The 24519-nt window shown below is 49.0% G+C and carries 20 protein-coding genes; 15 read left to right on the top strand and 5 right to left on the bottom strand.

Going from position 1 to position 24519, the window contains the following annotated elements; all coding sequences use genetic code 11:
* Positions 1-76 precede the first annotated feature (76 nt).
* The 3 genes from argF (at position 77) to argH (ending at position 3883) form a co-directional block, all read left to right on the top strand.
* Entirely contained in the window at positions 77-1042 is a 966-nt protein-coding gene (gene argF / locus ABGV42_RS27485; protein ID WP_347384569.1) for an ornithine carbamoyltransferase, read from the top strand.
* 93 nt (positions 1043-1135) lie between these two features.
* Positions 1136-2371: an argininosuccinate synthase gene (locus ABGV42_RS27480; protein ID WP_347384568.1), complete on the top strand. Its 1236-nt coding sequence runs from the start codon at positions 1136-1138 to the stop codon at positions 2369-2371.
* Positions 2372-2479: 108 nt separating this feature from the next.
* On the top strand, positions 2480-3883 hold the full coding sequence (argH, locus tag ABGV42_RS27475) for an argininosuccinate lyase (RefSeq protein WP_347385227.1): 1404 nt from the start codon (positions 2480-2482) through the stop codon (positions 3881-3883).
* Between the two features lie 584 nt (positions 3884-4467).
* Here the strand turns inward: argH and ABGV42_RS27470 are convergent.
* Together ABGV42_RS27470 and ABGV42_RS27465 are read right to left on the bottom strand one after the other, a co-directional pair.
* The gene (locus ABGV42_RS27470; protein ID WP_347384567.1) at positions 4468-5565 is read right to left on the bottom strand and encodes an HD-GYP domain-containing protein; all 1098 of its coding nucleotides are present in this window, start codon (positions 5563-5565) and stop codon (positions 4468-4470) included.
* Between the two features lie 420 nt (positions 5566-5985).
* Positions 5986-6780 carry an alpha/beta hydrolase gene (locus tag ABGV42_RS27465; RefSeq protein ID WP_347384566.1) on the bottom strand — a complete coding sequence of 265 codons (795 nt, stop codon included), beginning with the start codon at positions 6778-6780 and terminating at the stop codon, positions 5986-5988.
* A 298-nt stretch (positions 6781-7078) separates the two neighbouring features.
* On the opposite strand from ABGV42_RS27465, the gene ABGV42_RS27460 reads away from it, so the two are divergent.
* The 4 genes from ABGV42_RS27460 (at position 7079) to ABGV42_RS27445 (ending at position 10814) form a co-directional block, all read left to right on the top strand.
* Positions 7079-7702 carry a YhbD family protein gene (locus ABGV42_RS27460; RefSeq protein WP_347384565.1) on the top strand — a complete coding sequence of 208 codons (624 nt, stop codon included), beginning with the start codon at positions 7079-7081 and terminating at the stop codon, positions 7700-7702.
* Between the two features lie 14 nt (positions 7703-7716).
* On the top strand, positions 7717-8442 hold the full coding sequence (locus tag ABGV42_RS27455) for a polymer-forming cytoskeletal protein (protein WP_347384564.1): 726 nt from the start codon (positions 7717-7719) through the stop codon (positions 8440-8442).
* A 32-nt stretch (positions 8443-8474) separates the two neighbouring features.
* Complete coding sequence (locus tag ABGV42_RS27450; RefSeq protein ID WP_347384563.1) at positions 8475-9176, top strand: hypothetical protein; 702 nt, start codon at positions 8475-8477, stop codon at positions 9174-9176.
* A gap of 72 nt (positions 9177-9248) precedes the next feature.
* On the top strand, positions 9249-10814 hold the full coding sequence (locus ABGV42_RS27445; protein ID WP_347384562.1) for an MDR family MFS transporter: 1566 nt from the start codon (positions 9249-9251) through the stop codon (positions 10812-10814).
* 82 nt (positions 10815-10896) lie between these two features.
* Here ABGV42_RS27445 and ABGV42_RS27440 read toward each other — a convergent pair whose 3' ends face one another.
* Positions 10897-12327 carry a VanW family protein gene (locus tag ABGV42_RS27440; protein WP_347384561.1) on the bottom strand — a complete coding sequence of 477 codons (1431 nt, stop codon included), beginning with the start codon at positions 12325-12327 and terminating at the stop codon, positions 10897-10899.
* Positions 12328-12580: 253 nt separating this feature from the next.
* Here ABGV42_RS27440 and ftsE point away from each other — a divergent pair, with 253 nt between their 5' ends.
* The 5 genes from ftsE (at position 12581) to ABGV42_RS27415 (ending at position 18637) form a co-directional block, all read left to right on the top strand.
* A complete protein-coding gene (gene ftsE / locus ABGV42_RS27435; RefSeq protein WP_056693908.1) occupies positions 12581-13267 on the top strand; it encodes a cell division ATP-binding protein FtsE in 687 nt (228 codons plus the stop codon).
* Complete coding sequence (ftsX, locus tag ABGV42_RS27430; protein ID WP_154894923.1) at positions 13257-14174, top strand: permease-like cell division protein FtsX; 918 nt, start codon at positions 13257-13259, stop codon at positions 14172-14174. Before ftsE ends, ftsX begins: the two co-directional genes overlap by 11 nt.
* Positions 14175-14361: 187 nt before the next feature.
* Positions 14362-15639 carry a murein hydrolase activator EnvC family protein gene (locus ABGV42_RS27425; protein WP_347384560.1) on the top strand — a complete coding sequence of 426 codons (1278 nt, stop codon included), beginning with the start codon at positions 14362-14364 and terminating at the stop codon, positions 15637-15639.
* A gap of 136 nt (positions 15640-15775) precedes the next feature.
* Positions 15776-17227, top strand: coding sequence for a S41 family peptidase (locus tag ABGV42_RS27420; RefSeq protein ID WP_347384559.1), 1452 nt, complete (start codon positions 15776-15778; stop codon positions 17225-17227).
* Positions 17228-17311: 84 nt separating this feature from the next.
* Complete coding sequence (locus tag ABGV42_RS27415; protein ID WP_347384558.1) at positions 17312-18637, top strand: PDZ domain-containing protein; 1326 nt, start codon at positions 17312-17314, stop codon at positions 18635-18637.
* Positions 18638-18696: 59 nt separating this feature from the next.
* Here the strand turns inward: ABGV42_RS27415 and ABGV42_RS27410 are convergent, their stop codons facing one another.
* Together ABGV42_RS27410 and ABGV42_RS27405 are read right to left on the bottom strand one after the other, a co-directional pair.
* Complete coding sequence (locus ABGV42_RS27410; RefSeq protein WP_347384557.1) at positions 18697-19392, bottom strand: response regulator transcription factor; 696 nt, start codon at positions 19390-19392, stop codon at positions 18697-18699.
* An 18-nt stretch (positions 19393-19410) separates the two neighbouring features.
* Positions 19411-20676 (bottom strand): sensor histidine kinase, encoded by a 1266-nt coding sequence (locus tag ABGV42_RS27405; protein ID WP_347384556.1) that lies wholly within the window; start codon positions 20674-20676, stop codon positions 19411-19413.
* 205 nt (positions 20677-20881) lie between these two features.
* Between ABGV42_RS27405 and ABGV42_RS27400 the strand changes: the two genes are divergently transcribed.
* From ABGV42_RS27400 to ABGV42_RS27390, 3 genes are read left to right on the top strand one after another with little or no spacing between them, the layout of a single operon-like run.
* Positions 20882-21817: an ABC transporter ATP-binding protein gene (locus ABGV42_RS27400; protein ID WP_347384555.1), complete on the top strand. Its 936-nt coding sequence runs from the start codon at positions 20882-20884 to the stop codon at positions 21815-21817.
* 12 nt (positions 21818-21829) lie between these two features.
* Positions 21830-23014: an ABC transporter permease gene (locus ABGV42_RS27395; protein WP_347384554.1), complete on the top strand. Its 1185-nt coding sequence runs from the start codon at positions 21830-21832 to the stop codon at positions 23012-23014.
* Positions 23007-24191 (top strand): ABC transporter permease, encoded by a 1185-nt coding sequence (locus ABGV42_RS27390; RefSeq protein WP_347384553.1) that lies wholly within the window; start codon positions 23007-23009, stop codon positions 24189-24191. Before ABGV42_RS27395 ends, ABGV42_RS27390 begins: the two co-directional genes overlap by 8 nt.
* Positions 24192-24519 lie beyond the last annotated feature (328 nt).

Raw genomic sequence — 24519 nt, 5'->3', positions numbered from 1 at the left:
GAGCGTGCACTGACACGGCTGCTCTCTTCTGCCCGAGCGGGTGCAGGGAACCGGATATAAGGAGGACAACATTCACATGACAGCACAACAAACGGAGAAAATCCAGAAGATTGATCTTAGAGGTCGTGACTTTATTGAGTTTACAGACTATACAGCCGAAGAGATCCGCTACTTGCTGGACTTGGCTATTGAGATCAAAGGAAAGCAAAAGAACGGCGTAGCCTATCAGCCGCTGAAAGGCAAAACGATCGGACTTATTTTTGAAAAATCATCCACACGCACACGTGTATCCTTTGAAGTAGGCATGTTCCAGCTGGGTGGACACGCGCTCTTCCTGAGCAAAAACGATATCCAGCTCGGTCGCGGGGAGACAACTCACGATACGGCTAAAGTATTGTCCCGCTACCTGGATGGCATCATGATTCGTACCTTTGGGCACCATAATGTGACTGAATTGGCGGAGCATGCCGATATTCCGGTAATCAATGGCCTGAGCGATGCTGCTCATCCGTGCCAAGTACTGGCTGACTTCCAAACCGTGCTGGAGCAAAAAGGGAAACTGGCTGGCCTGAAAATGGCTTATGTCGGAGACGGTAACAACATGGCACACTCTCTCATGCTGGGTGCAGCGAAGATGGGAATGCATGTTGCTGTAGCGACACCAAAAGGTTATGAGCCGGATAGCGCAGTGGTAGAGCAGGCGCGAAGCATTGCGAAGGAAAGCGGTTCTGAGGTGACTGTGACGTACAGTGCTCAGGAAGCCGTGAAGGATGCCGATATCGTTTATACCGATGTATGGGCAAGCATGGGCTTTGAAGAGGAACAGAAGATTCGTGAGCAGGCTTTTGCTGCGTATCAGGTCGATGAGGAGCTGATGAAAGGCGCGAAGCCAGATTACATGTTCCTGCATTGTCTGCCGGCACACCGCGGAGAAGAAGTAAGCGCGGGCGTGATTGATGGACCAAACTCTCTGATCTTTGATCAGGCAGAGAACCGACTGCATGCACAAAAGGCCTTGATGGCCGCGTTAATGAGCGAATAGCCGCTGTTTGCTTAAATGAGTTGATTTTAGGCGCAGGGTTAGCGATGATAGATAACAGTTTATAGTAACTGAAACTGGGGAGGAACAACGAACATGGCTAAGGAAAAAATCGTACTCGCCTATTCCGGCGGGTTGGACACATCTGTAATTTTGAAATGGCTGAAAGAAACCTATGATGCAGAGATCATCGCATTTACAGCAGATATCGGACAAAAGGATGAGCTGGACGGCCTGGAAGAAAAAGCACTCGCTACCGGCGCTTCCAAAGTATATATCGACGATCTGCGCGACGAGTTCGCCAAAGACTTCATCTACCCAATGTTCCAAGCGGGTGCTCTGTATGAAGGACAATACCTGCTCGGCACAAGTATCGCTCGTCCGCTGATCGCGAAACGCATGGTCGATATCGCTCGTGCAGAAGGCGCTACAGCGATTGCTCACGGCGCTACGGGCAAAGGGAATGACCAAGTTCGGTTCGAGTTGAATGCAGCTGCGCTGACACCAGATGTTCAGGTCATCGCACCTTGGCGTCTGGAAGAATTCCGCAACCAGTTCCCGGGACGTGCCGAGATGATTGCATACGCAGAGAAACATGGCATTCCGGTAACGGCATCAGCAGCTAAGCCTTACTCTACAGACCGTAACCTGCTGCATATCAGCTATGAGAGCGGTGTGCTTGAGGATCCTTGGTTCGATCCAAGTGCGGACGAGAACAAAGACATGTTCCTGCTGAGCAACGCACCGGAAGATGCACCGGATCAAGCGGAATATGTTGAACTGGAATTCGAACAAGGCAACTGCGTAGCGCTGAATGGTGAGCGTCTCAGCCCGCTTCAAGTGATGGAGCAGCTGAACGAACTGGGCGGTAAACACGGAATTGGCCGTGTCGACATGGTTGAGAACCGTTTTGTCGGCATGAAGAGCCGTGGCGTTTACGAGACACCAGGTGGAACGATTCTGTTTACAGCACACCGCAAAATGGAATCCATCACCATGGACCGTGAAGTTATGAACCTGCGTGATAGCCTGATCACCCGTTACAGCACACTCGTGTACAACGGCTTCTGGTTCGCACCGGAACGTCTGGCGCTGCAAGCGCTGGTGAGCGAAAGCCAGAAGAACGTAACAGGTACCGTGCGTGTAAAACTGTACAAAGGCAACATCATTGGCGCAGGCGTGAAAAGCCCTGTCAGTCTGTACAACCCGGACATCGCTACAATGGAAGCTGACCCGACACAAGCGTATGATCAAGGAGATGCAACCGGCTTTATCCGTCTGAACGCCCTGCGTCTGAAAGTCAATTCCGGCGTAGAACAAAACAAAAAATAATGTTATAAAATAGCGTCATATCATGACCAATATCACTTTACAGGGCAGGCCGTTCTTGCACATCGGGCAGGGGCGGCTTTGTCCATGAACGAAAGGGGAGAACTCACCGTGAGCAAGCTGTGGGGAGGACGTTTTACCAAACAAACCAATCATCTGGTTGAGGAATACACGGCATCAATCAACTTTGACAAAGCTTTGGCTGAGGAAGATATTCAGGGCAGTCTTGCCCATGTAACTATGCTGGGCAAGTGCGGCATTCTACCTGCGGAAGATGTGGAAACCATCAAGGAAGGCTTGATTACGGTACTCCACAAAATTCGCGCAGGCGAAGTGGAATTCTCCGTTTCGGACGAAGACATCCACATGAACATTGAGAAAAACCTGATCGAAACCATTGGCCCTGTCGGCGGCAAATTGCACACAGGTCGCAGCCGGAATGACCAAGTGGCAACAGACATGCACTTGTACCTGCGTGAACGCGTGGTTGGTTTTGTCGGCATGTTGCATGCGCTGCAGGAAGCGTTGATTGGACAGGCCAAGGACAACCTCGATACGATTGTGCCTGGCTACACGCACCTTCAGCGTGCACAACCGATTCTGTTCGCCCATCACCTGATGGCGTATGTCTCCATGTTCCAGCGGGATGCAGAGCGTCTGATGGACAGCTATAAACGTATTAACGTTCTTCCGCTCGGTGCAGGTGCGCTCGCGGGTACAACGTTCCCGATTGATCGTCATTTCGTGGCCGAGCAGCTGGGCTTCGACGGTGTTTACGAAAACAGTCTGGATGCGGTTAGCGATCGTGACTTTATCGTGGAGTTCCTGGCAGCCGCTTCCCTGATCATGACTCACCTGTCTCGTCTGAGTGAAGAACTGGTGCTGTGGAGCAGTACCGAGTTTGGTTTTGTTGAACTGGACGATGCGTTCTGCACAGGTAGCAGCATTATGCCGCAGAAGAAGAACCCGGACGTCCCGGAACTGGTTCGCGGTAAAACCGGACGTGTATACGGTAACCTGATTGGTTTGCTGACCGTTCTGAAATCACTTCCTCTGGCCTACAACAAAGACATGCAGGAAGACAAGGAAGGCATGTTTGATACGGTCGCTACGCTGGAAGGAGCACTGCAATTGTTCGCACCAATGATTGCGACGATGAAAGTGAACAAGGACCGGATGCGTCAAGCGGTGAACCAGGACTTCTCCAACGCAACGGATATTGCCGACTTCCTCGTGGGCGAAGGCTTGCCTTTCCGCCAGGCGCATGAAGTCATCGGTAAAACGGTGCTGTACTGCATCCAGAACGGCAAGTATTTGCTGGATCTGAGCATGGACGAGTTCCGTCAGTTCTCCCCGCTGTTCGATGACCGTATCTATGATGTGCTTCAACCGGAAGCGGTCGTGAACGCACGTAACGTATATGGCGGTACAGCTTCCGGTCAGGTAGCTGAAGCCATCGGACGCAGTGAAAAGGTGCTTGAAATTACGGAGCAATGGATTACAAGTCGCGGCTAACGCTACGGTTGCAACACATTGTTTTTTAAGGAAGGAACACCTTCTTAAAACCCCCTCAGGTTAAAGTAAGTAAGAGATTCTGTTACATGAACTCTTACAGACGACCGGAGGGGGTTTTTATTCATTTCAAAATGTAAAAAATTCAAATTTGAATTAAAATTCCAAAAACGAAGAAAAGAGCGCTTACCTATGTGCGGCTAATAAGGGAAGAATGGGCTAGTATCTGTCATTCCAGGGTAATGAATATTTAGAATTTGTGCTAAATCCTTTAGTGACTTTTGAGCTGTGTGTTATATTCCTTTCCGAATTCTTGGATCTTTCAGACTCAGATAGCTCCATTAACAAAATTTTCAGCGTATTAAACGTTTGTAGTCCAATATACTTCAATAGCCGTATTTCCTTCTCGCTGGCGTTAACGATGTCTTCAATGCAATCGTAACCGTTTCTTCGCAGAATGTTGATTAACTTTTTTATTGTGTTTTCAGGATAAAATTCAGCATCAGCAACTTCCAGTAGACATGAAATATCCCTGGAAAGGGTTTTGTCATCAAACGATAACCGATCTCCTAATGTCACCATTTTCTTCACCCGATGATTTCCTTTACAGTTACGGCATTTGTTTTAGTGAGATCAAGGAAATCTTGATGATCTAGCGCGATCAAAGGACGAGTAGGATAATTTCTATCGACGAGAACGATTTTACCTTGTCTTCCATCGGATAACAAAACCTCACAACCAAGTTGGGATGCCATTAATGATTCCAAAAAGGTTAGACCAATCTGGGATTCCAGACGATTATCCATAATTTCTTCGTGAATCATATGTACTACATTGAAGAAGGGGTGGGCTTCCCTGTATGGACGAGGGGATATCATGGCCATGTAAACGTCGGCAAGAGCGACTATTTTGCTCAGAGGGTCGATCTGGTCACCTTTTAAACGATACGGATAACCACTGCCATCTTCTCTCTCGTGATGCTCAAGTGCAACCAAAGCTACGCGAGGGTTCGCCATAGAGTTCTTCAGCATATCATGTCCCCAGATCGTGTGCTGTTTCATGATCTCATACTCGTTTGCGTTGAATCTGGACGTTTTGTTCACTAAATCCGAAGGAAGTTTGGTTGAACCGATATCATATAGAGTTGCTGCTGTAGTCAATGTCTTTAATTCCTGTTCATCCAAGCGAAGTTGTTTTCCCAGCTTGGTCGCGATGAATGCAACTCCCATATTGTGCGTATAGCGAAAATCCCGTGTTCCCTTTAGCTCTGCAAGGAGTCGGAACAAACTTGCTGAATTCGATGTGTCCATGATAACCGAAGTTAATTTATCTTCAACTTCCTCAATATCCACTGTTCCGCTTAGTTCGAGGCTGTCTTTCATCCCCTTAAGATAGGACTCCGTTCGCTGAATAAGCTCTTTAGTTGGGATCGATGGAAAATGTATACGAGGCTGATCGATATTGTCTTGGTTTTGCAAGTTGATCTTATCATCCGTTTCCCCATCCTCTTCGTTAACTTCCAATGCCGACTCTACATCCAGAATATGAATGTTGAATTTTTTTAGTTTGTCGATATGTTCTGGAAGGAGAAGAGTGCCTTTGGCTATTAGAAGTACACCTCTAACATCTGTAATATTTTGTTTTAAATGATTCCCGACTAAGTCATCGTAATCCTTAAACTCCATTCAGACTTCCCCCGATTTTTATGTAATATATGTATGGGCTTCTCTCATTTTTAGAAAAGAAAGAGATGCTAGATAACTTAAATATAGAGTGTGTATTAAATGTATTCGGTTTAATTTTATTAGTTAATATGGCTCATCTTATATCTTCGTCATAATAACATTTTTATGTTATGGTGCTTTGGATACATTTAACACCGAGAATCAATTGATACTAATGACTTACTAGCAGTAAGTATATGAGACATTAGGAGGAATGTGAAGTATGGTGTAGTTCTTGTGTCTCATATATCCCACGACAAATACCCGCTCTTCTTAAGTAGAAAAGCGGGTAAAGCGAATCCAGAAATATAAAATCTTTAATAAACGTTTTTGTACAGCGAAAATTAAGGGAATATGGAGTGCATGTAACCTGTAAATCCTCTAACTTTCTTTAGATGATTGTAAAGGCAGCCATCGCAGCACATTTTGAATCTTCTCATCCCAGTAAGCCCAGTCATGTCCGCCGGGTTCTTCTTCATAGGTCAGTTGAAAATCGGTCTGTGCACAAGCGTTGCGGAAGGACTGATTCTCTTCATACAGGAAATCTTCCGTACCGCAGCATTGATAGAGGAGTGGACGTGGTGCCTGACTAGCCTGGCTCTCTTTCAGCAGATGCAGCAGGTCATTCTCCGAGCCCTTGATCTCGGGTCCGAAGATCCGCTCCATTTCAGCCTGCTGTAATGCGGAAAGGATTTTGTTATCCATATGTGCAGCCATATCCAGAGCGCCCGACAAGCTAGCTGCCGCGGCATATTGATCCGGTTTGCGCAGAGCCAATTTGAACGCTCCGTAACCACCCATGGACAAGCCGGCAACATAGTTGTCTTCCCGTTTGGAAGACAGCGGGAAGAAGGAACGTGCCAGCGCAGGCAGCTCTTCGCTAATGAATGTCCAGTAACGCCCACCTTCGGCCATATCCGTATAGAAGCTGCGGTGTACCTGCGGCATCACTACGGCGATTCCGAGATTCGCCACGTAACGTTCAATGGATGTCCGGCGCAGCCAGATGGAATCATCATCGGATAGACCATGCAGCAAATACAGCGTTGGATGCAGTCCCTTCCCAGCAACGTTCTCCATCCCAATCTGATTATGGGTCTGCTGTGGCAGAATAACATGCATGCTCGTGCTGAGACCTAGCGTGTCAGAGTAAAAATCACATTTAATGAGTGCCATCTCTACAAAAGTAACCCCTTTCATGAATTCATCAACAGACGTCCCGACCTGATAGGAATGCGGTCTCAGTTAATGACTCCTTCGTATCTATCACACAGGTTATACCCATTCCCCTTCCATTGCAACAACAACATTCATAGCGAGGAAAGTGAACGATCAACTGGAAATCAGACAGCATTCAGTAAGAAAGTTGAGAAGGTGACGGTTAATTGAGATTAATTGTGAGCAAAATGATTTCCACACTTCACAACGTAACAATGTTATGTTACACTCTTTCCAACACAAAGGGGGACCATATATGACGGATGATCTGATCTCCAAAAAAGAATTGCTGGACCTTACGGGGATATCCTACGGTCAGTTATACCGCTGGAAGCGGAAAAACCTTATTCCGGAAGAATGGTTTATTCGGAAGTCTTCATACACGGGGCAGGAAACCTTTTTTCCTAAGCAGCAGATCCTGACGCGTATCGATAAGATCCTCCATATGAAGGATGGATTGTCTCTGGATGAGCTGGCAGACGTGTTTTCGCCCACATTGGGTGAGGTGGAAATGTCAGCCGAGCAATTAATGGATCGAAACATTGTTTCATTGGCTTCGCTTGAACTGGTAAGAGAGGCAGGACGGGAACAGCAAATGTACGCACTGGAGCAGATCATGATGCTTTATGTGCTTGAGAAGCTGCTATTAAGCGGGGATATTACCCGTCAGGAGGGCTCATTGCTGATTGAGGTCATGTCGGAGCATTATTATCGATTCGCAAACAGAGCAAGTGAACTGCTGCTTATTCGCAAGATGGGTGTACCGACATTCATGCTTATTGGTGCAGGAGCAGAGCTATATTTTGATCACGGCGTCAAAGTGGTGCTGAGAGTTCCGCTGGGCACGTTTATGGAAGAGCTGAAACTCAAATTGGGATAAAGGGGAGAATCGACATGGAAGAACGTCATTTGAGAAATGATCTGAATGTATCAGGCTTGAGCCAAACGGCAGGTGGGGCTTTTCACCGGGTTTCCATTGATGGGATGGCTAAGGTAAACGGCAATCTGGATTGTACTTCCTTGAGTGTGAATGGAACATTGAAGATGCAGGGAGCCTTGAGTGCAGAAACTGCAACCATTAACGGCATGTGCACGCTGAATGGCCCCTTGAACAGTTCCCGTGTTCGTGTGGATGGCCTGACAACCATTCATGGAGACCTCCATAGCCCCGAGCTTGAAGTAAACGGCAAATGTACCGTACGTGGACGGGTGGATGGAGAACGCATCGATATTGGCGGCATGATCACTATTGAAGGCGACGTACAGTGTGAGTCCCTGAACGTACAGGGCAATATTAAAATTAGTGGCTTTCTGAATGCAGGAATTGTTGAGATCAAGCTCCATACGTCTTCGTCGGCCAAAGAGATAGGTGGAGAGCGTATTGATATTCGTCGCAAGGAACAAAGTGGTTTTTGGAAAAGTATCGGTCTGGGCGGCACGCCATCCTTCAAGACATCCTTAATTGAAGGGGATGAGATCGTATTGGAAGATACAGAGGCTGATATTGTTCGTGGCAGCAACGTTTATATTGGCCGTGGCTGCAGCATCAGGCTTGTCGAATACTCAGCCGAACTTGAGGTTGATCCGGATGCCAAGGTGGGCAGCAGCCAGCGGATTTAAGCTCTATTTGAAAGAAAAGGGATGTGATCGAATTGGATAACCATATCGTTAGTCCATCAGACAAGAGAAACGACATTAGTATTATCGGTGAAGGCAGCTCCGCTGGCGGTGTATACGGCAAGGTCAAGGTCGTGGGGGATTCCTCCTTCAACGATAGCTTGGTATGTGATCAGTTCAAATGTACGGGTACGTCGGTTGTAAACGGGTCTCTTGAATCGACAGATATCAAAATTACGGGAACCCTTACCCTAACTGAACGAATTGTCGACCATGAGGGTGGGGATTTAACCCAGGGGACTGGCCTGCATGCCAAAGCTGAGAAGATGAAAGTCGTAGGGGAGCTTCATCTATCGGGTGATTGTCAGGCGGAGATTTTTAAGCTAAATGGTCGTTGCACGGTCGGAGGCATGCTTACCGCAGAACACATGACGCTTAGAATCATGGGTCCGTCTGAAGCCAGGGAGATCGGCGGTTCCATTATTTCGGTGAAGAATGGTCGAGGGAAGCTGCTCGAAGGTTTGTTCACGAGTAATGCGAGTAACCCATCGATCCTTAAGGCAAACATGATTGAAGGAGATAACATAGAGTTAGAGAACACGGTAGCCGAGGTTGTTCGAGGAGATCAAATAAAAATTGGCCCGGGCTGCCGGATTGGTACGGTTGAATACCGTTCTTCTCTGCAGATCCATTCGCAATCCGAAGTTTTGGTACAGCGCAATCGGTCCGTGGACTGATTATTGGGGACAACTTTTCGGATATACTATTTCAGTCATATGAATAGAGCGTGAATGGAGAGATTAAGTACAATGGTTGCACGTAAAAACAGGATTGGATTGGTGCTGGCAGGGCTGCTGCTCAGCATACTGATGGCTTCGATGGATAATACCATCGTGGCCACGGCGATGGGGGATATCGTCGGCAAGCTGGGTGGCCTCGACAAATTCGTTTGGGTTACCTCAGCGTACATGGTAGCCGAGATGGCAGGAATGCCGATCTTCGGTAAATTGTCCGACATGTACGGACGGAAGAAGTTTTTTGTATTCGGCATTATCGTGTTTATGCTTGGATCGGCGTTATGTGGAACAGCTACATCCATTGTGGAGCTTACCATGTACAGAGCCATTCAAGGGATTGGTGCAGGTGCATTGGTACCGATTGCGTTTACCATCATGTTTGACGTGGTAGCACCGGAAGCGCGGGGCAAGTTGGGCGGATTGTTTGGAGCTGTCTTTGGATTGTCCAGCGTGTTCGGACCGCTGCTGGGTGCGTACATCACGCAGTATGCCACGTGGGAATGGGTATTTTATATTAACCTGCCGCTCGGACTGATTGCGTTTGTATTTATTGCGTTTTTCTACAAGGAATCTCATCAGCATCAATCCCAGCAGATTGACTGGCTGGGTGCAGTGACACTGATTGGTGCAGTGGTCTGTCTGATCTTCGGCCTCGAATTGGGTGGCAAAACGTATGCCTGGAACTCGTGGCAAATTCTCGGTTTGTTTGCCGGATTTGCGGTGCTAGCGCTGCTATTCATCGTTGCCGAATTAAGAGCGAAGGAACCGATTATCTCTTTTGGCATGTTCCGCAACCGCGTGTACTGGTCCAGTAATGTCATTGCCATGTTCAGTGGCGCGGCATTTATCACGGCGTCCGTATACATTCCAATCTTTATTCAGGGTGTGCTCGGGGGTAAAGCGACCAATTCCGGTCTCGTGCTGCTGCCTATGATGCTGGGGTCTGTCGTAACCGCCTCGATGGGTGGGGTACTCATGACTAAGATCAAATATCGGAACATTATGATCCCGACGCTGGCACTGCTTGTTCTCGGTCTGGGGTTACTGACGACACTGGACGAAAACTCATCCCTCTGGACGATCCGCGTATTTATGGTGCTCGTCGGCCTGGGTGTAGGAGCTTCGTTCTCGGTGCTCAGCAATGCGGCGATGAATGCGTTCGAACCGCAGAGACGCGGCGCCGCAAGTTCGACACTTAACTTTTTGCGTTCACTTGGAATGACGATGGGGATTACGATCTTTGGGATTGTACAGAGCCAGGTATTTACGCGCAAAATGAACGATGCCCTCGCCGGCTCCGCTGCGGAAGCAGGCGGGTCTGGAGCTGGAGTACCGGCGGGTGCCATGCCTGAAGGCCTGAATCTGAGCGATCCGCATGCCTTGCTCTCACCAGAGCTTAGACAGGCAATTCCACCTCAGGTGCTGGAGGCCATAACTCAAGCGTTATCCTCCTCCATCGTGCAATTGTTTGCCTGGGCTGCCATTCCGGCGGCACTGGCCTTGATTGCTTCCTTCTTTATGGGAAAAGAGAAGATGGTTATCGGCGAGGAACAGGGAGAATACACAGCCGGGCATTAATAAGCATTGAATAACAAAGACACACGGTTCTGCTTCCTCTATGGAAGAACAGAATGGTGTGTCTTTTTGTTTGGAGACCTTCTTATGGCTGTTTGGTATCACTTACGCCGTCCTCTACAACAGAAGGCTCCTGCGGATCTGGCAGGCTGCTATGACCTGAACGGGCGATAAGACGATTTTGAGCTTTGTAGGTATCCCGCGTAATAGTTTTGGACTCCACCACTTTGCCATCCACCTTCTTGATGCGTACCGTTTCCACAATGTAGCCAGGCTGACCGTTCTGCAAAACCTGCTGGGCGCCGTCCGGCAGAACATTGCTGGACACATATTTTACAGGGGCGCTTAACGTTTCAATGGTGTGGGATTCAAGTGCGTAACTGACGTTCTCGGGAAATGTGCCAAAAAATTTGACGGTCAACTGCTTGTTCTTTACCTCAGCGTGGATCAGCAAGGATTTGCCCGTATTATTTTTAAATCGGAAATTGATGGCCCCGGAGGCAAAAGTGGCGTCCAGCCCTTTCGGCAAATATTTGACGGGTATTGAATGGTTGCGTCGCTCAACAATATCGAGTCCGGTTAACAAGGCTGCATTATATAGTGTACTGGACACCTGGCATATGCCTCCGCCAACACCCGGGGTAAGCCGCCCGCTTACAATGACCGGAGCTTCGCGGAAGCCGTATTCCTTCTCGGCATGGCGAATGATTTTTTCATAATCGAACATACCTCCAGGCTCCAGAATCATGCCGTTCACGGACTTTGCTGCTGCGCTGACATTATGTATGCGTCCCTCCGTGCTGCTGCCGAGCCCTGTAGAAAATTGGATGATCTTCCGCTCAATGCCTTCCTTGCGCAATGACTCTACCGTGACTTCAGGTTGTTCGGTGTACAGCGGCAGCTGAATCAGTAATGGAGCGGGTTTGTCGTCATATTCCAGCACGGTGAAGTCATGGGGAAGCTTCGCCAGCAGTCTAGCCTCCAGCTCATCCCAGGCGATCCGCCGGACGCCTTTCTCCGGGATGTACTGGATCTGGTCGTTTGCGGTGATCCGCCGGACGGCGTCCGCGGGTGTGCCGAAGGTTTTCTTTTCCCAGTCAGGGCTCAAACGTGTTCTAAGGGACTCGGCATTATACCGTTGTTCCAGAGACCATTCCTCTTCAAAATGATAACGGGCATACGCACGTTCCCACACGTTCCCTTCCTCCAGCTCATGTATCGCCGTCCGAAATGCGTCTGCACTGTAAGCTGCACCGGCTTCGCTAGCCGTCATGTTCAGTGTCAGGGAAGGCTCATCCACCTCCAGCGTAACAGGCCAGTCCCCCAGCTTTTTCAAACGTTCGTCCAGTCCCAGAAGCACCTCGCTCCGATTCACGCCTCCGACCTGCCAGCCGCCAACCTGTACCTTATTCGGCAAAGCGGGTTGATTCACATACATATACAGCAATCCGTAGGAAGCGGAACCGATAAAGAGAATGGAAAACACGACAATGACGGCCAAATGTATTTTTTTCATATCCGTACGCTCCTTTGTACTTCTGATGTTCCGCATTTCGTAACACTTTCTATATATATGATCCAATGCAGGAAAACTTTCGGGTACTCAATAGGTAACAAATTTGTTACAATATATTTGTTATGCTTCCATCCCAGAGGATCGAAATAAGGGTAAAATGGATTGCTCCTGATGAAATTCAGGTCTTTTTAAAGGAATTGCCGGGATTGTGTCGAAATGATAATGGCTAACTATGTGAGCAGGAAGTGATGATGTGATAGAAATGCAGGACGTGTGGAAGACCTACGCCAATGGGACCCACGCATTACAAGGGGTGTCGGTGAAGATCGACCGCAATGAATTTGTGTATATCGTCGGTCCGTCCGGCGCAGGTAAATCAACATTTATGAAACTGATGTACAGGGAAGAAGTTCCGACCAAAGGACAAATATCCATCAATGGATTTAATATCGGAAAGTTGAAACCACGCAAGATTCCTTATGTGCGCCGTAACATCGGCGTAGTGTTTCAGGATTTCCGCCTTTTGCCCAAGATGACGGCATTCGAGAACGTGGCTTTTGCCATGGAGGTTATCGAGGCACCGAAGCGTCACATCAAGAAACGGGTGATGGAAGTGCTCGATCTGGTGGGACTTCGCAGCAAGGCGAACCGTGAACCTTCGCAGTTGTCAGGGGGGGAACAGCAGCGTATTGCCATCGCACGGGCGATCGTAAACAATCCGTCGGTGATTATCGCGGACGAGCCTACGGGTAACCTTGATCCGGAGACGTCATGGGGCATTATGCAGCTGCTGGATGAGATTAATTTCAGGGGAACGACGATTGTCATGGCAACCCATAACAAGGATATCGTCAATACGATGCGTAAACGGGTTATCGCCATTGAACGCGGCCAGATTGTACGGGATCAGATGAGAGGGGAATACGGTTATGAATTTTAGTACTCTCTTGCGCCATATGCGGGAGGGATTCAAAAACGTATTCCGCAATGGCTGGATGTCCGTGGCATCCATCATGTCGATCATCGTGTCGCTGCTGATCCTTGGCGTATTCATGCTGCTGGTACTGAATGTGAACTCCATGGCAAACCAGGTGGACAGTCAGGTAGAGATCAGTACGTTTCTGGAGCTGAATGTGGATGAGGGCCTGCGCAATACGCTGCAGCAGGAGATCAGTGCAATGCCGGAAGTGAGTGAGATTCGCTTTGTTTCCAAGGAAGAGGGACTCAAGGAGTTCCGTGAACGTCTTGGTGATAGTGCGAATAACGTGCTGGACGGTTTCGATGTGGATAATAATCCGCTGCCGGAGACGATTGAAGTTGAGGTCATTGAACCGGAAACCGTCACTTTTGTGGCGCAAAAAATTGAAGCATTGAACGAAAAGCACCCGGAGAAGCCGATCATGAAAGTGAACTACGGCAAGGAAACGGTGGATGTGCTGTTTAAATTCACACGACTTGTCCGGAATATCGGATTTATATTTGTCGGGGGACTGGCACTGATGTCCATGTTCCTGATCTCGAATACGATTCGCGTAACGATTCTGGCCCGTCGCCGGGAGATCGGCATCATGAAGCTCGTGGGTGCAACGAATACGTTCATTCGCTGGCCTTTCTTTATTGAAGGAGCACTTATTGGATTTATCGGTTCAGTGATTACGGTAGCAGTACTGTTCTTCGGTTACAGCCGCCTGCTGGCTACCATTGGTCAGGATGTATTCATGCAAATGCTTAATCTGATTCCGCTCAGCGACATTTGGTTGCTGTTTGGAACCCTTTTGATCGGGCTCGGTGTGCTGGTTGGTATTCTGGGAAGTACACTGTCCATTCGCAAATCGCTTAATGTTTAAACACTTTCATTAATGGAATTGCAGAAATTGTCGAAATAGAATGGCAAAGCAGGTTCACAATTGGACTCTGTTTGACGATATGTAGGGAAGACGCACTCTTTATACGATTGAAGAAAGCATAGAACATGATGTTCACCACCTGTGCAGGTTGCTTTCTTGTGAATTCATAGGATGGGGGATCACCATTTTGAAAAAAACAGCTTCGCTGCTGGCCTTTACGTTATTGGCCGGTTTGACGCTTCAACCTTCGGACGGATATGCCAAGAGTAGCATTAGCGACATAGATCAACAGATTAAGCAGCTGGAGGGCAAGGCGGCTGCGGCCAAACAGGAACAGAAAAAGGCAGCTGCCAATAAGAAGGAAGCTCAGCACTACAAGAACAAAACCAATGCTTATCTGAAGGTTGTCATGGAGCAGATCAATGTTGTCAGTGATGAACTGGCGAACGTATCTCTGGAGATTGAGAATACAGAAGAAAATCTTCGTACGACGAAAAAGGATTTGCAGGCTGCAGAGGAGCGTATCGTTGCAAGGGAGAAACTGCTTGAATCCCGTGTACGTCTGATGTATACGGATGGAGCAGTATCCTATCTGGATGTGTTGTTGTCTTCAACAAGTTTTTCCGATTTCTTGACCCGTGCAGACTCGCTGAAAACCATTGTGGATCAGGACCAACATTTGCTGGATGAGCACAAAAAGGACAAGCAGCTCGTTGTGGACAAAAAGGCCGAATTGGACAAGCAGTATGCGGAAGCCAAGAGCCTTTATGCACAAAAGAAACAACGCAAAGCCCAGTTGAATGAGAAGGAACAGGAGAAGCAAGTGCTTCTGGCTTCCTATGATGCTAAAATTGAAGAATCGGAAGAGCTGACTCAGGAGCAGGAAGATGTGTTGATTCAGATCGCCACCAAGCGTTCAACCCTGCTGCAAGAGAAAAACAAACTGCGTGAGCAGCAGGCAGCAGCTGCTGCCAAAGCCAAAGCAGCTGCAGCCGCTCGTGCGGCAGCGGCAGCGAAGGCACCGACCAAAGTCAGCACAAGCAGCAATGAGACTACGTATTCAGCGGGGAATGGCATTTTCTCCAAACCTGTATCCGGTGGACGTATTTCTTCTCCATTTGGACGCCGTACACACCCTATTACGGGGGAAGTGGGAAAAATGCATAATGGTGTTGATTTCGCTGTTCCAACGGGTACATCGGTTCACGCGGCATCGGGCGGTATCGTCATCATGGCGGAGTGGTACAGTGGTTACGGCTATACCGTTATCGTAGACCATGGTGGCGGTCTGTGGACATTGTATGGTCACCTGCGTGAAGGCGGGTTTAAGGTGAGCAAGGGAGATACGGTCAGCAAAGGCGATATTATTGCCGAATCCGGCAATACAGGAAATTCAACAGGACCTCACTTGCACTTTGAAGTTCGGGAAAATGGTACGGCAGTGAACCCGATGAATTATCTATAATGGATAGACCGCAAGGGAATGGAATAAACATATTCCGTACAAGCTAGACATATACTAAGCTGGCATGTTCAGGGAATGGATTCAGGAAAGCAATGGAATCTGACACGCTTCAAAACTAAAGGCGGTGAGCAAACGGATGATGAAGAAAAGATCGGCGCTGCTGCTTGCCATTGTAGCCCTTCTTGGAGGGAGCCTGCTTACGCTGGTACTGATGAGTTATCCCGGCATGGCCAATCAGACCACTTCGGGTGAAGGCCTGCTGGCCAGTGTAACCGGCAATACGCAGCAGAAGAACGATTTGAAGAAGATTGAAACCGCAATGGATTTGATCTCAAGCAACTACTATAAAGATGTGGACCAGACCAAACTGATCGATGGTGCGATAAACGGTATGATGGAATCCCTTGGAGATCCATATTCCAACTACATGGGTCAAGAAACGGCTGCCCAGTTCGAGGAATCCATTGAAGGATCCTTTACCGGAATCGGGGCCGAGGTGTCCTCGCAGGATGGAAACGTCGTTGTTGTTTCTCCGATCAAAGGATCACCTGCCGAGAAAGCGGGTATTCGGGCCAAAGACATGATCATGTCTGTGAATGGAGAATCCCTGCAAGGCCTTGAATTAAACAAGGCTGTTAACAAAATCAGAGGTCCAAAGGGTAGTGAAGCCAAGGTACAGGTCAAACGTGCCGGTTCTACGGAATTGATTGAATTTACCATTGTGCGTGATGATATTGATCTGGAGACCGTATACGCCCACATGGAGGATAACGGTGTAGGTGTCATTACCATCACCCAATTCTCGCTGAACACCGGAGAACGCTTCAAGGAAGAGCTGGCGAATCTGGAGAAACAGAACATGAAGGGTCTGGTCATTGACGTTCGTAATGATCCAGGCGGTGTACTGCAAGTGGTTATCGATATTGCCGAGCAGTTTGTTCCAAAAGGCAAAGTAATTGTGCAGGTCGAGGACAAAAACGGCAAACGTGAGCAAAGCAAGTCGAATGGTTCCAGCAAGTCGTATCCGATCACGGTATTGATGAACAAAGGAAGCGCGAGTGCGTCGGAGATTTTGGCCGGTGCATTGCAACAGTCTGCAGGCGCAACGCTGGTTGGCGAAAACTCCTTTGGTAAAGGTACGGTACAGACGAGTTATGATAAGCAAATGGGTGACGGCAGCCTGCTGAAAATCACCATTGCGAAATGGCTGACTCCGAATGGAGACTGGATTCATGAAAAAGGCATTAAACCGGATATTGCGGTGAACCAGCCGGATTACTTCTCGGTGGCACCGATCAACAAAGAGAAATTACCTTTGAAATATGACAGCAATAGCACGGATGTGAAAAGTGCGCAGACGATGCTGAGAGGACTTGACTTCAAGCCGGATCGTGTAGATGGATACTATGACCAGAAGACGGAAGAAGCGGTCAAAGCATTCCAGAAGCAGAAAGGCATTGAGGCCACAGGCGAGATCGACGAGAAAACCGCTGAATCACTGGAAGCGGCTCTGATTGAACGCATTGCCAATCCTCAATATGATGCACAGCTGAAGCGCGCGATCGAAAATGTCTCGAAGGATATTTAGACCGTCGTGTCGAAGCCATTAAGAAGGCTGATTATCAGCCTTCTTTTTTCTGAACCGGCTGAATGAGAGGGGTGACGGGCCATCATGGAATGGGCTTGGCCATGGTTAACGACATTAGGGGAAGCATTGCTGCAGTTGTTTACTCAGCCGTTTTATTATATCGCGGTAATTCTGATTGCACTGATCTATCATCGTCAATTATTACAGGAACGCAGATTGTTTCATGTTCGTCTGCAAAGCTCCATAACCCAGACGATCCGTGCCTTACTTGGAGGTATCGTCATTGGCGCCAGCGTCTCGGTGGTATCCATATTCCTGGGGACACACCTTACACTCGCCAGTGTAATTTGTATATGGGTCGCAACGTTAGTTCTGGCCTTGTTCCGTATTCGTTATCTGTGTTTCGCCTATGCTGCAGGACTGCTTGGCGTAGTGCAGTTTGGACTGAACGTGGCTTCAGGCTGGCAGCCAGAGGGCTGGCTTGGCAGCGTCACAGAGGCATTGCGTGCACTGGACATGCCTGCCTTACTGGTACTGGCTGCTTTACTGCATCTTGGTGAGGCGATGCTGGTTCGCTTGCAAGGGGTATCCATGGCTTCGCCATTGCTCTTCGAAGGCAAGCGTGGCAAGCTGGTCGGAGGATACCAGCTGCAGCATTTCTGGCCGGTCCCACTGCTGATTCTGGTACCGATAACGGGGAGCGGAGCAGAGCTCGCTTGGAATCCGCTCCTGAACGCAGGAGGCGGCTACATGCTGATGGCACTTCCTATCCTGCTTGGATTCGGTGAAGTTACACAGAGTATGCTTCCAGGGCAAAAAGTACAGATTTCCGCCAAGCGGTTACTGTTCTACGGGACAGGCCTGCTTGTGCTCAGTCTCTTGGCGGCATGGTGGTCACCGCTTATGGTGGTTGCTGCTCTGGCTGCATTTATCGGACATGAGTTCCTGGTGTGGTACAGCGGGTTTGAAGAACAGCACCGGAGTCCGGTGTTTGTCCATCCGGTACATGGCCTGAAAGTACTTGGCGTCATTCCGGATAGCCCTGCGGCAGAGCTGGGAATCGAAGCAGGAGAAACGCTGTATAAGGTGAATGGTGTGATGGTACATTCACCCGAGGATCTGCATCGCGCGCTGCGGATGAATCCGGCCTTTTGCAAACTGGAAGTTCGCAACCATCAGGGTGAGAGTAAATTTATGCAGCGGGCCATCTACGAAGGTGAACATCATCAGCTCGGGGTGCTTATGGCCCCTGATAATCATGAAGCCTGGGCAGTGCAGCTGCGTCCGCTGACCCTGTTCCATATCATCACACTCAAATTATTTGCCCGCCGCAAAAATAATCGCAATGATGAGGCTCCGCTGGCTCTGCCAGCTCCGGCTGTGAATGAACAAGGATCGATAGAAATGTAATAAATAAAGGGTACTTCACCGCTAGGACAGCGAGGGAGTACCCTTTCTGTTACTTTCAACTATTTCTTCAACATAAAGATGGCGATCTGCGTCCGATCACGCAGGCTTAGTTTGCCAAGAATTTCGGTGACATAGTTTTTGACCGTACCTTCACTCAGGAATAGTTTAGCCGCAATCTCCTTGTTGGACAGCCCTTCGGATATCGCTTCTGCAACGGCCAGTTCCATTCGTGTTAAACCGTAAGCATCAGGAGGTTGATGTGGATGTGTTTGAGGAGCCGCAGCCGGACGAAGCAGCCCCGCGAGTTTGCGGGCAATATCAGGGTGAATCAGCATATCACCGTTATGTACTGTTTTGATGCCTTGAATAATTCGGTCGGGGGGTACATTTTTGAGCAAATAACCGCTAGCACCGTTCTGCAGAGCCTGGATAATGTATTCGTCATCGTCAAATGTCGTCAGCATCAGTACACGCATGTCAGGGAAACGGGATTTGATGATACGGGTGCCTTCTACGCCATCACAGTCGGGCATCCGGATATCCATCAGTACAACGTCGGCGGCGGTTCCGGCTTCCAGCAGTTCAAGAGCTTCACGTCCATTTGAGGCTGTACCCGTGACGATAATTCCAGGATCAAGTCCGAGCAATACTTTAAGACTTTCGCGAATAAAAGAGTCATCATCGGTGAGAATCAGCCGAATGGGCTGCAGTGGGTCAGCTTCCTTTCTGTGGATTGGTTCATTTCGTTCGGACATAAGCATCATCCCTTCCTTTCAGATCAAATCAGCTTTATTCGCCATGGGCAGGCGTGTAATCACGGTGTAGGGAAAAATCGATCGGATCTCGAGCTGGCCTCCAATGGATTCTGTACGCAATCGCATCCCTTCGTGTCCCATGCCTGGCTTGGTTGACTCTTCTGTTGAGCCCCTGCCGGACCGCATTCCCTTATGTGGGGCCTTTGAGGGTTGCCGGGTTCTGATTTTCCCATCATTACTGACGGTCATGCAAACCTCGCGTTCTCCAAATGCCATTTCCACCGTAATTGAACTTGCGTTTCCGTGTCGCAGAGCATTGGTCAGCGCTTCTTTGGCATTTTTATATAATACGATCTGTATGCTCGGATACAGCTCTCGGGATGGGCCACGGACTTCATAACTCGTCTTCACACCGGTCTCTCTGCCCACTTCTTCCAACAGATGATCTAGTGAATAGGCATCGGATACATACGAATCAGACCGCATCTTGTGAAGTGTGGTGCGCATATCATCCATGCTTGCCGCCAACTGATCACGTATTTGTCTTACCATTTCCGTACCCTGTTTGGTGTCCAAAGGAAGGGTTAACAGGGCAGCCTCAGACATCATTTTCGTACGAATAAGACGGTGTCCTATATCGTCGTGAAGCTGCCTTGAAATCCGTGTCCGCTCTTCCGCCTGGGCCACGCCTTCGAGCTGCTTCGTAAACAGCAGCAGTTGTGCACGTGCATCCTGAAGCTCGAAATGTTTGCTGCGAAGCTCGTCGTATACCTGTTCCAGCTGTCCGTGACTGCTTGCCATTCTGGAACCCTGCCAGGAGAGTGCGGCGGTAAGGACAAGGAGCAGGTTTCCCACAATCCTTTCAGTGGTCTCTTCCATGAATGGAAATCCAGGGTCGATTGGTATTGAGGTATACCAAGGAAGCAGCTCCTGGGGTGGAGCGTTATGCCAATGCAGCGCAATATTGCTGGCGACAAGCTGAACTCCAAACATCAACCAGCGAGATGTCCCTTCAAGGCGATACATAAATACATAGAGTATAGATAAGGACAAAAACAACATGAAGGGTCCGTATAAGGCAATCATCCAGCAGGACCAGAGTATTTCGGCCAGAACGAGAAGCAAATGTCGAGCACGAGAACGGGCGAAGTCTTTGCAGACAGCGAATCCGAGGGCGATGATGATATACAGCGTATATAAATCTTCCCGGTCCAAGGGCTGCATCAAAAGGTACAGGACAGCAGGAACGAGAATTAAACCGTATTGCAGTATACGCATCGGCATAGGCAAGAACATCCTTTTAAAATAGAATGGGAAATTACGGGTAATGCACCCCTGATTATAGCACAGCCTGCTTCTTCTGCAGGAGATGACTTAAGTCACCTTAATCTCATGACCTTTTGTACCTTTGCGGGACTGTTGGATTCGGTACAATACAGATATGAAATCCGGCGGCGGGATGCTGGAGTGGAAGAGGAGTGTATAAGCAATGGCTATTCTAGAAATGGAACATGTGGTCAAACGATACGGCAGTAAACTCTCGGTGGATCATTTGAACCTGAGTGTGGATAAAGGGGAGATTTTTGGACTCTTAGGACCGAACGGTGCAGGCAAAAGCACCACCATCAGCATGATTGCCGGTCTGCTCGGCATCGAACAGGGCGAAATCCGGCTGGATGGCATCTCAGTCAAGGAGCGGCCGCTTGAAGTCAAACGCAGGATTGGACTCGTGCCGCAGGACCTGGCTCTGTATGAAGCGATGACTGCTGCAGAGAATGTCACTTTTTTTGCCAGGCTATACGGACTGCGCGGGAAACTGTTGAAGGAGAGAGTGCAGGAATCGCTCGAATTTGTCGGGTTGCAGGATAAAGCGAAGGATGCCCCATCCACTTTCTCTGGCGGAATGAAGCGCAGGCTGAACATTGCGTGTGCGATTATGCACCGGCCGGATCTGATTATTATGGATGAGCCAACGGTGGGGATCGATCCCCAGTCGCGGAATCATATTTTGGAATCCGTGCGCACGCTAAATAAAATGGGCTCAACCATTATCTACACAAGCCATTACATGGAAGAAGTCGCGGCGATCAGTAACCGGGTAGCGATTATGGATCAGGGACACATCATTGCCTGCGGCACCGAAGCAGAGCTGAGAGAGCGGGTAGCGTCCGAGGAGAAGATCTTGCTAACCGCATCGGGAATTGGACCCGGTGCCGTTGAGGAACTGAGGCTCCATCCGCGTGTGCGTGCGGTAGAAGCTGCAGGAGACACCCTGACCATTACGCTGCCTTCGGCTCAGCAGGATCTGCAGGATATCCTTTTCATCTGCAGCAAACACGAGATTGCCATTCAGTCGCTTAAGGTTGAGGAGCCTGATCTGGAGACATTGTTCCTCAATCTGACCGGCCGCACGCTGCGGGATTAGGAGGTGGCTTTGATGAACATTTGGCATATTTGCATCTTTGAAATAAGGCGGATTCTGAGAATCCGATCTGTTCTCCTAAACTTGTTTGTTCTACCGCTGCTGTTAATCTTTATCTTGGGGGCTGCGTTATCAAGTACGATGGATACGGGGAAGGACAACGTTCCTGGCCGGGTAAGCGTGGGAGTGATTCAGACAGGTTCGAGTTCAGGTTCAGTTACGGAAGCCCTGAATGCATTTGTGGCGGCTCCGGCTGTAGCCGAAATGATGAAAGTACAGCGTTTTACGACTGAGGAGGATGCAGTGCGTGGTCTCCGGCAAGGTGAACTCGATTTTGCAGTCTTAATCCCACCCGATCTGGAGGAACGGATGGCGAAGGGGGAAGACGCCAAACTGCAATGGATTCTGGGAAAAGACAGCACGCTGAACATCGTAGGTGAGACGTTGTTTACTCGCTTCACGGATGAACTGAACAGGCATATGGCAACAGTAGAAGTGCTGGGACCGGAAGCAAGTATGGCCATGGCATTCATGACTGACGAGGGCTCGGGCAATATCTCCTATGTTAACGTCAGTAATCCTGGAACAGCAGGTACCTCATACAGTGCCTCTCAATATTATGCTGCATCCATGCTGGCCATGTTTATGTTATACGCAGGCATGACGACGAGCAACAGCCTTTTTAGTGAGCGGGACAAAAAAACCTTAACCCGCCTGCAGGCCGCTCCCGTAGGCAATGGTGTCATTTTTGCAGGGAAAATTGCGGGCAACAGCCTCCTGGCCTTCATGCAGGCGCTGATTATTGTGCTGATGACCTACTGGCTATACGGCGTGAATTGGGGGACACATCCTTGGCTGATTGTTCTGATCTGCGTACTGATTACCATATCTTCGATGATGATCGGTGTGATTGTGGCACTCGTGAGCAAGAATGCGGCATCCGCAAGTGCGTTAATGCAGGGCATCATCATTGCCATGACGTTTATTAGCGGCGGGTTCACGCCGATTGCCATTGATTTTGTACAGCGGATTGGTGAATTTACGGTGAATCACTGGGCCCTGCAGAGTTTCCTGCGAATGATGCTGGATGCTTCGATGAGCGAGATTATGCATAATATCCTCATGCTCGGTGTTGTGAGTGCCGTCTTGCTTACCATTGCAGCTGTGATCTACGGGAAGGTGGGATATCGCTATGAATAGTCTGAATATTGCCTGGTTAATGATCAAACGCACCATAGGACGCAAACGAGGATTTATGGCGTTTCTGCTGCTTCCCTGCCTTGTTGTCACAGGCGCAGTTGCGTTATTTGGGAGTGAGCAAGCCACGCGGGCGGTTATTCCTTATGTAAACGAGGATCAAGGGGCAGCGGGTGCATGGATTGTGAATGAACTTTCCAAGAAGGAAGAATATCTGCTCAAGCCTATGAACACGGAGGCAGAACTGCGAGAAGCCATTACCCGGCAAAAGGGGAATTCGGGGATCGTTATACCTGCTCATTATACAGATGACTTGCTGCAAGGGAAGCAGGTATCGGTTGAGCTGGTTGAACTTCGTGTCAGTGAGAGTTCCTACACGTTGCGGGCTGCAGTCGAAGGGATGGCCGCCGGACTGCATCAGTCGGCCCAGGTCGTGCTTGCAGCAGCGAGCGCAGCTTCAAGTCAAGGACAAATGGCAGAATCGGCAGCAGCTCAAGAGCCATTCGAACAGCTGCTGCAGAAAACGGCGGAACATCAGATCTCCGGCGAAGCTACCGACCTGCAAATGTATCCCAAACCAGGACTGAACAATGTGACCGGATTTACGATCATGTTCATGATGGGACTGCTGACCAGCGCAGTGGCTGTCATTATGGAAGATCGCAGGCAGCGGACGATGGCCAGAGTGTACACCGCTCCTGTTCGTGCGTATGAAATTGCTCTCGGTAATTTCCTGGGCAGCTTTGCCATCGGCATGATTCAAATTGTACTGGTGCTGGGGATCAGCCGGTGGGTACTGCATTATGATGCGGGTATTCCATTTGGTGTACATTTCCTCATCCTGGCTGCATTTATGCTGGTCTCCATGGGCATTGCGAGTACAGTCGCCGGATTGATTCGCGAATCCAAAAATGCAAACGTCCTGAACTCGCTTATCATCACACCAACCTGCATGATTGGAGGGTGCTTCTGGCCGCTGTCGATTATGCCGGACTATATGCAAAAGCTGGCGAACTTTGTCCCGCAAAAATGGACGATTCAAGCGGTTGAAACGATCTCTGCAGGCGGCACGTTGTCCGACATCAAACTGCCGCTACTTATTCTGTGTGGCATGGCTGCGATATTGCTGACGGTTGGATCTGTTATTCTTCGTCCCAATCAGCCAGGTGTGGACGCATAACCTATGGACATGTGATTCGGCAATTCAGGATAAGTTCTTAGTTCATTTCATCAACAGAAAGACTTCATAAATTCCGAACGGCCGGGTGCACATTTGTGTATCCGGTTTTTGGGCTGTTATTAGGTCAGGAAGGTGCCTAGGGTCTGATTCATGGTGACGGCTTTTGGGTAAATCAGTGAGGTTATACCTATGTCCTCGGGTTGTTAATCTATGATAAATTGTTTGGTAAGGCGTTAATTAGACAGGGTCCATCAGATATGCCAGACTTGTGTATGCCAGCATATAACAAGGCCTGTTGGATTGTCCTGTGCCATTTATAGATGTTGAA

It is taken from the genome of Paenibacillus pabuli, from assembly GCF_039831995.1.
GTDB classification, from domain to species: Bacteria; Bacillota; Bacilli; order Paenibacillales; family Paenibacillaceae; genus Paenibacillus; species Paenibacillus pabuli_C.
The sequence above is the reverse complement of the archived record's forward strand: the minus strand, read 5'-3'. Positions and strand labels throughout refer to the sequence as shown.

What these genes read in the sequence shown, in the direction of transcription:
- ABGV42_RS27470 (WP_347384567.1), bottom strand. Translation starts at nt 5,565, where the DNA reads ATGGAGTTTAAGGATTACGATGACTTAGTCGGGAATCATTTAAAACAA.
- ABGV42_RS27445 (WP_347384562.1), top strand. Translation starts at nt 9,249, where the DNA reads ATGGTTGCACGTAAAAACAGGATTGGATTGGTGCTGGCAGGGCTGCTG.
- ABGV42_RS27420 (WP_347384559.1), top strand. Translation starts at nt 15,776, where the DNA reads ATGATGAAGAAAAGATCGGCGCTGCTGCTTGCCATTGTAGCCCTTCTT.
- ABGV42_RS27400 (WP_347384555.1), top strand. Translation starts at nt 20,882, where the DNA reads ATGGCTATTCTAGAAATGGAACATGTGGTCAAACGATACGGCAGTAAA.
- ABGV42_RS27390 (WP_347384553.1), top strand. Translation starts at nt 23,007, where the DNA reads ATGAATAGTCTGAATATTGCCTGGTTAATGATCAAACGCACCATAGGA.
- ABGV42_RS27460 (WP_347384565.1), top strand. Translation starts at nt 7,079, where the DNA reads ATGACGGATGATCTGATCTCCAAAAAAGAATTGCTGGACCTTACGGGG.
- ABGV42_RS27480 (WP_347384568.1), top strand. Translation starts at nt 1,136, where the DNA reads ATGGCTAAGGAAAAAATCGTACTCGCCTATTCCGGCGGGTTGGACACA.
- ABGV42_RS27465 (WP_347384566.1), bottom strand. Translation starts at nt 6,780, where the DNA reads ATGGCACTCATTAAATGTGATTTTTACTCTGACACGCTAGGTCTCAGC.
- ABGV42_RS27410 (WP_347384557.1), bottom strand. Translation starts at nt 19,392, where the DNA reads ATGTCCGAACGAAATGAACCAATCCACAGAAAGGAAGCTGACCCACTG.
- ABGV42_RS27395 (WP_347384554.1), top strand. Translation starts at nt 21,830, where the DNA reads ATGAACATTTGGCATATTTGCATCTTTGAAATAAGGCGGATTCTGAGA.
- ABGV42_RS27415 (WP_347384558.1), top strand. Translation starts at nt 17,312, where the DNA reads ATGGAATGGGCTTGGCCATGGTTAACGACATTAGGGGAAGCATTGCTG.
- ABGV42_RS27405 (WP_347384556.1), bottom strand. Translation starts at nt 20,676, where the DNA reads ATGCCGATGCGTATACTGCAATACGGTTTAATTCTCGTTCCTGCTGTC.
- ftsX (WP_154894923.1), top strand. Translation starts at nt 13,257, where the DNA reads ATGAATTTTAGTACTCTCTTGCGCCATATGCGGGAGGGATTCAAAAAC.
- ABGV42_RS27440 (WP_347384561.1), bottom strand. Translation starts at nt 12,327, where the DNA reads ATGAAAAAAATACATTTGGCCGTCATTGTCGTGTTTTCCATTCTCTTT.
- argF (WP_347384569.1), top strand. Translation starts at nt 77, where the DNA reads ATGACAGCACAACAAACGGAGAAAATCCAGAAGATTGATCTTAGAGGT.
- ABGV42_RS27455 (WP_347384564.1), top strand. Translation starts at nt 7,717, where the DNA reads ATGGAAGAACGTCATTTGAGAAATGATCTGAATGTATCAGGCTTGAGC.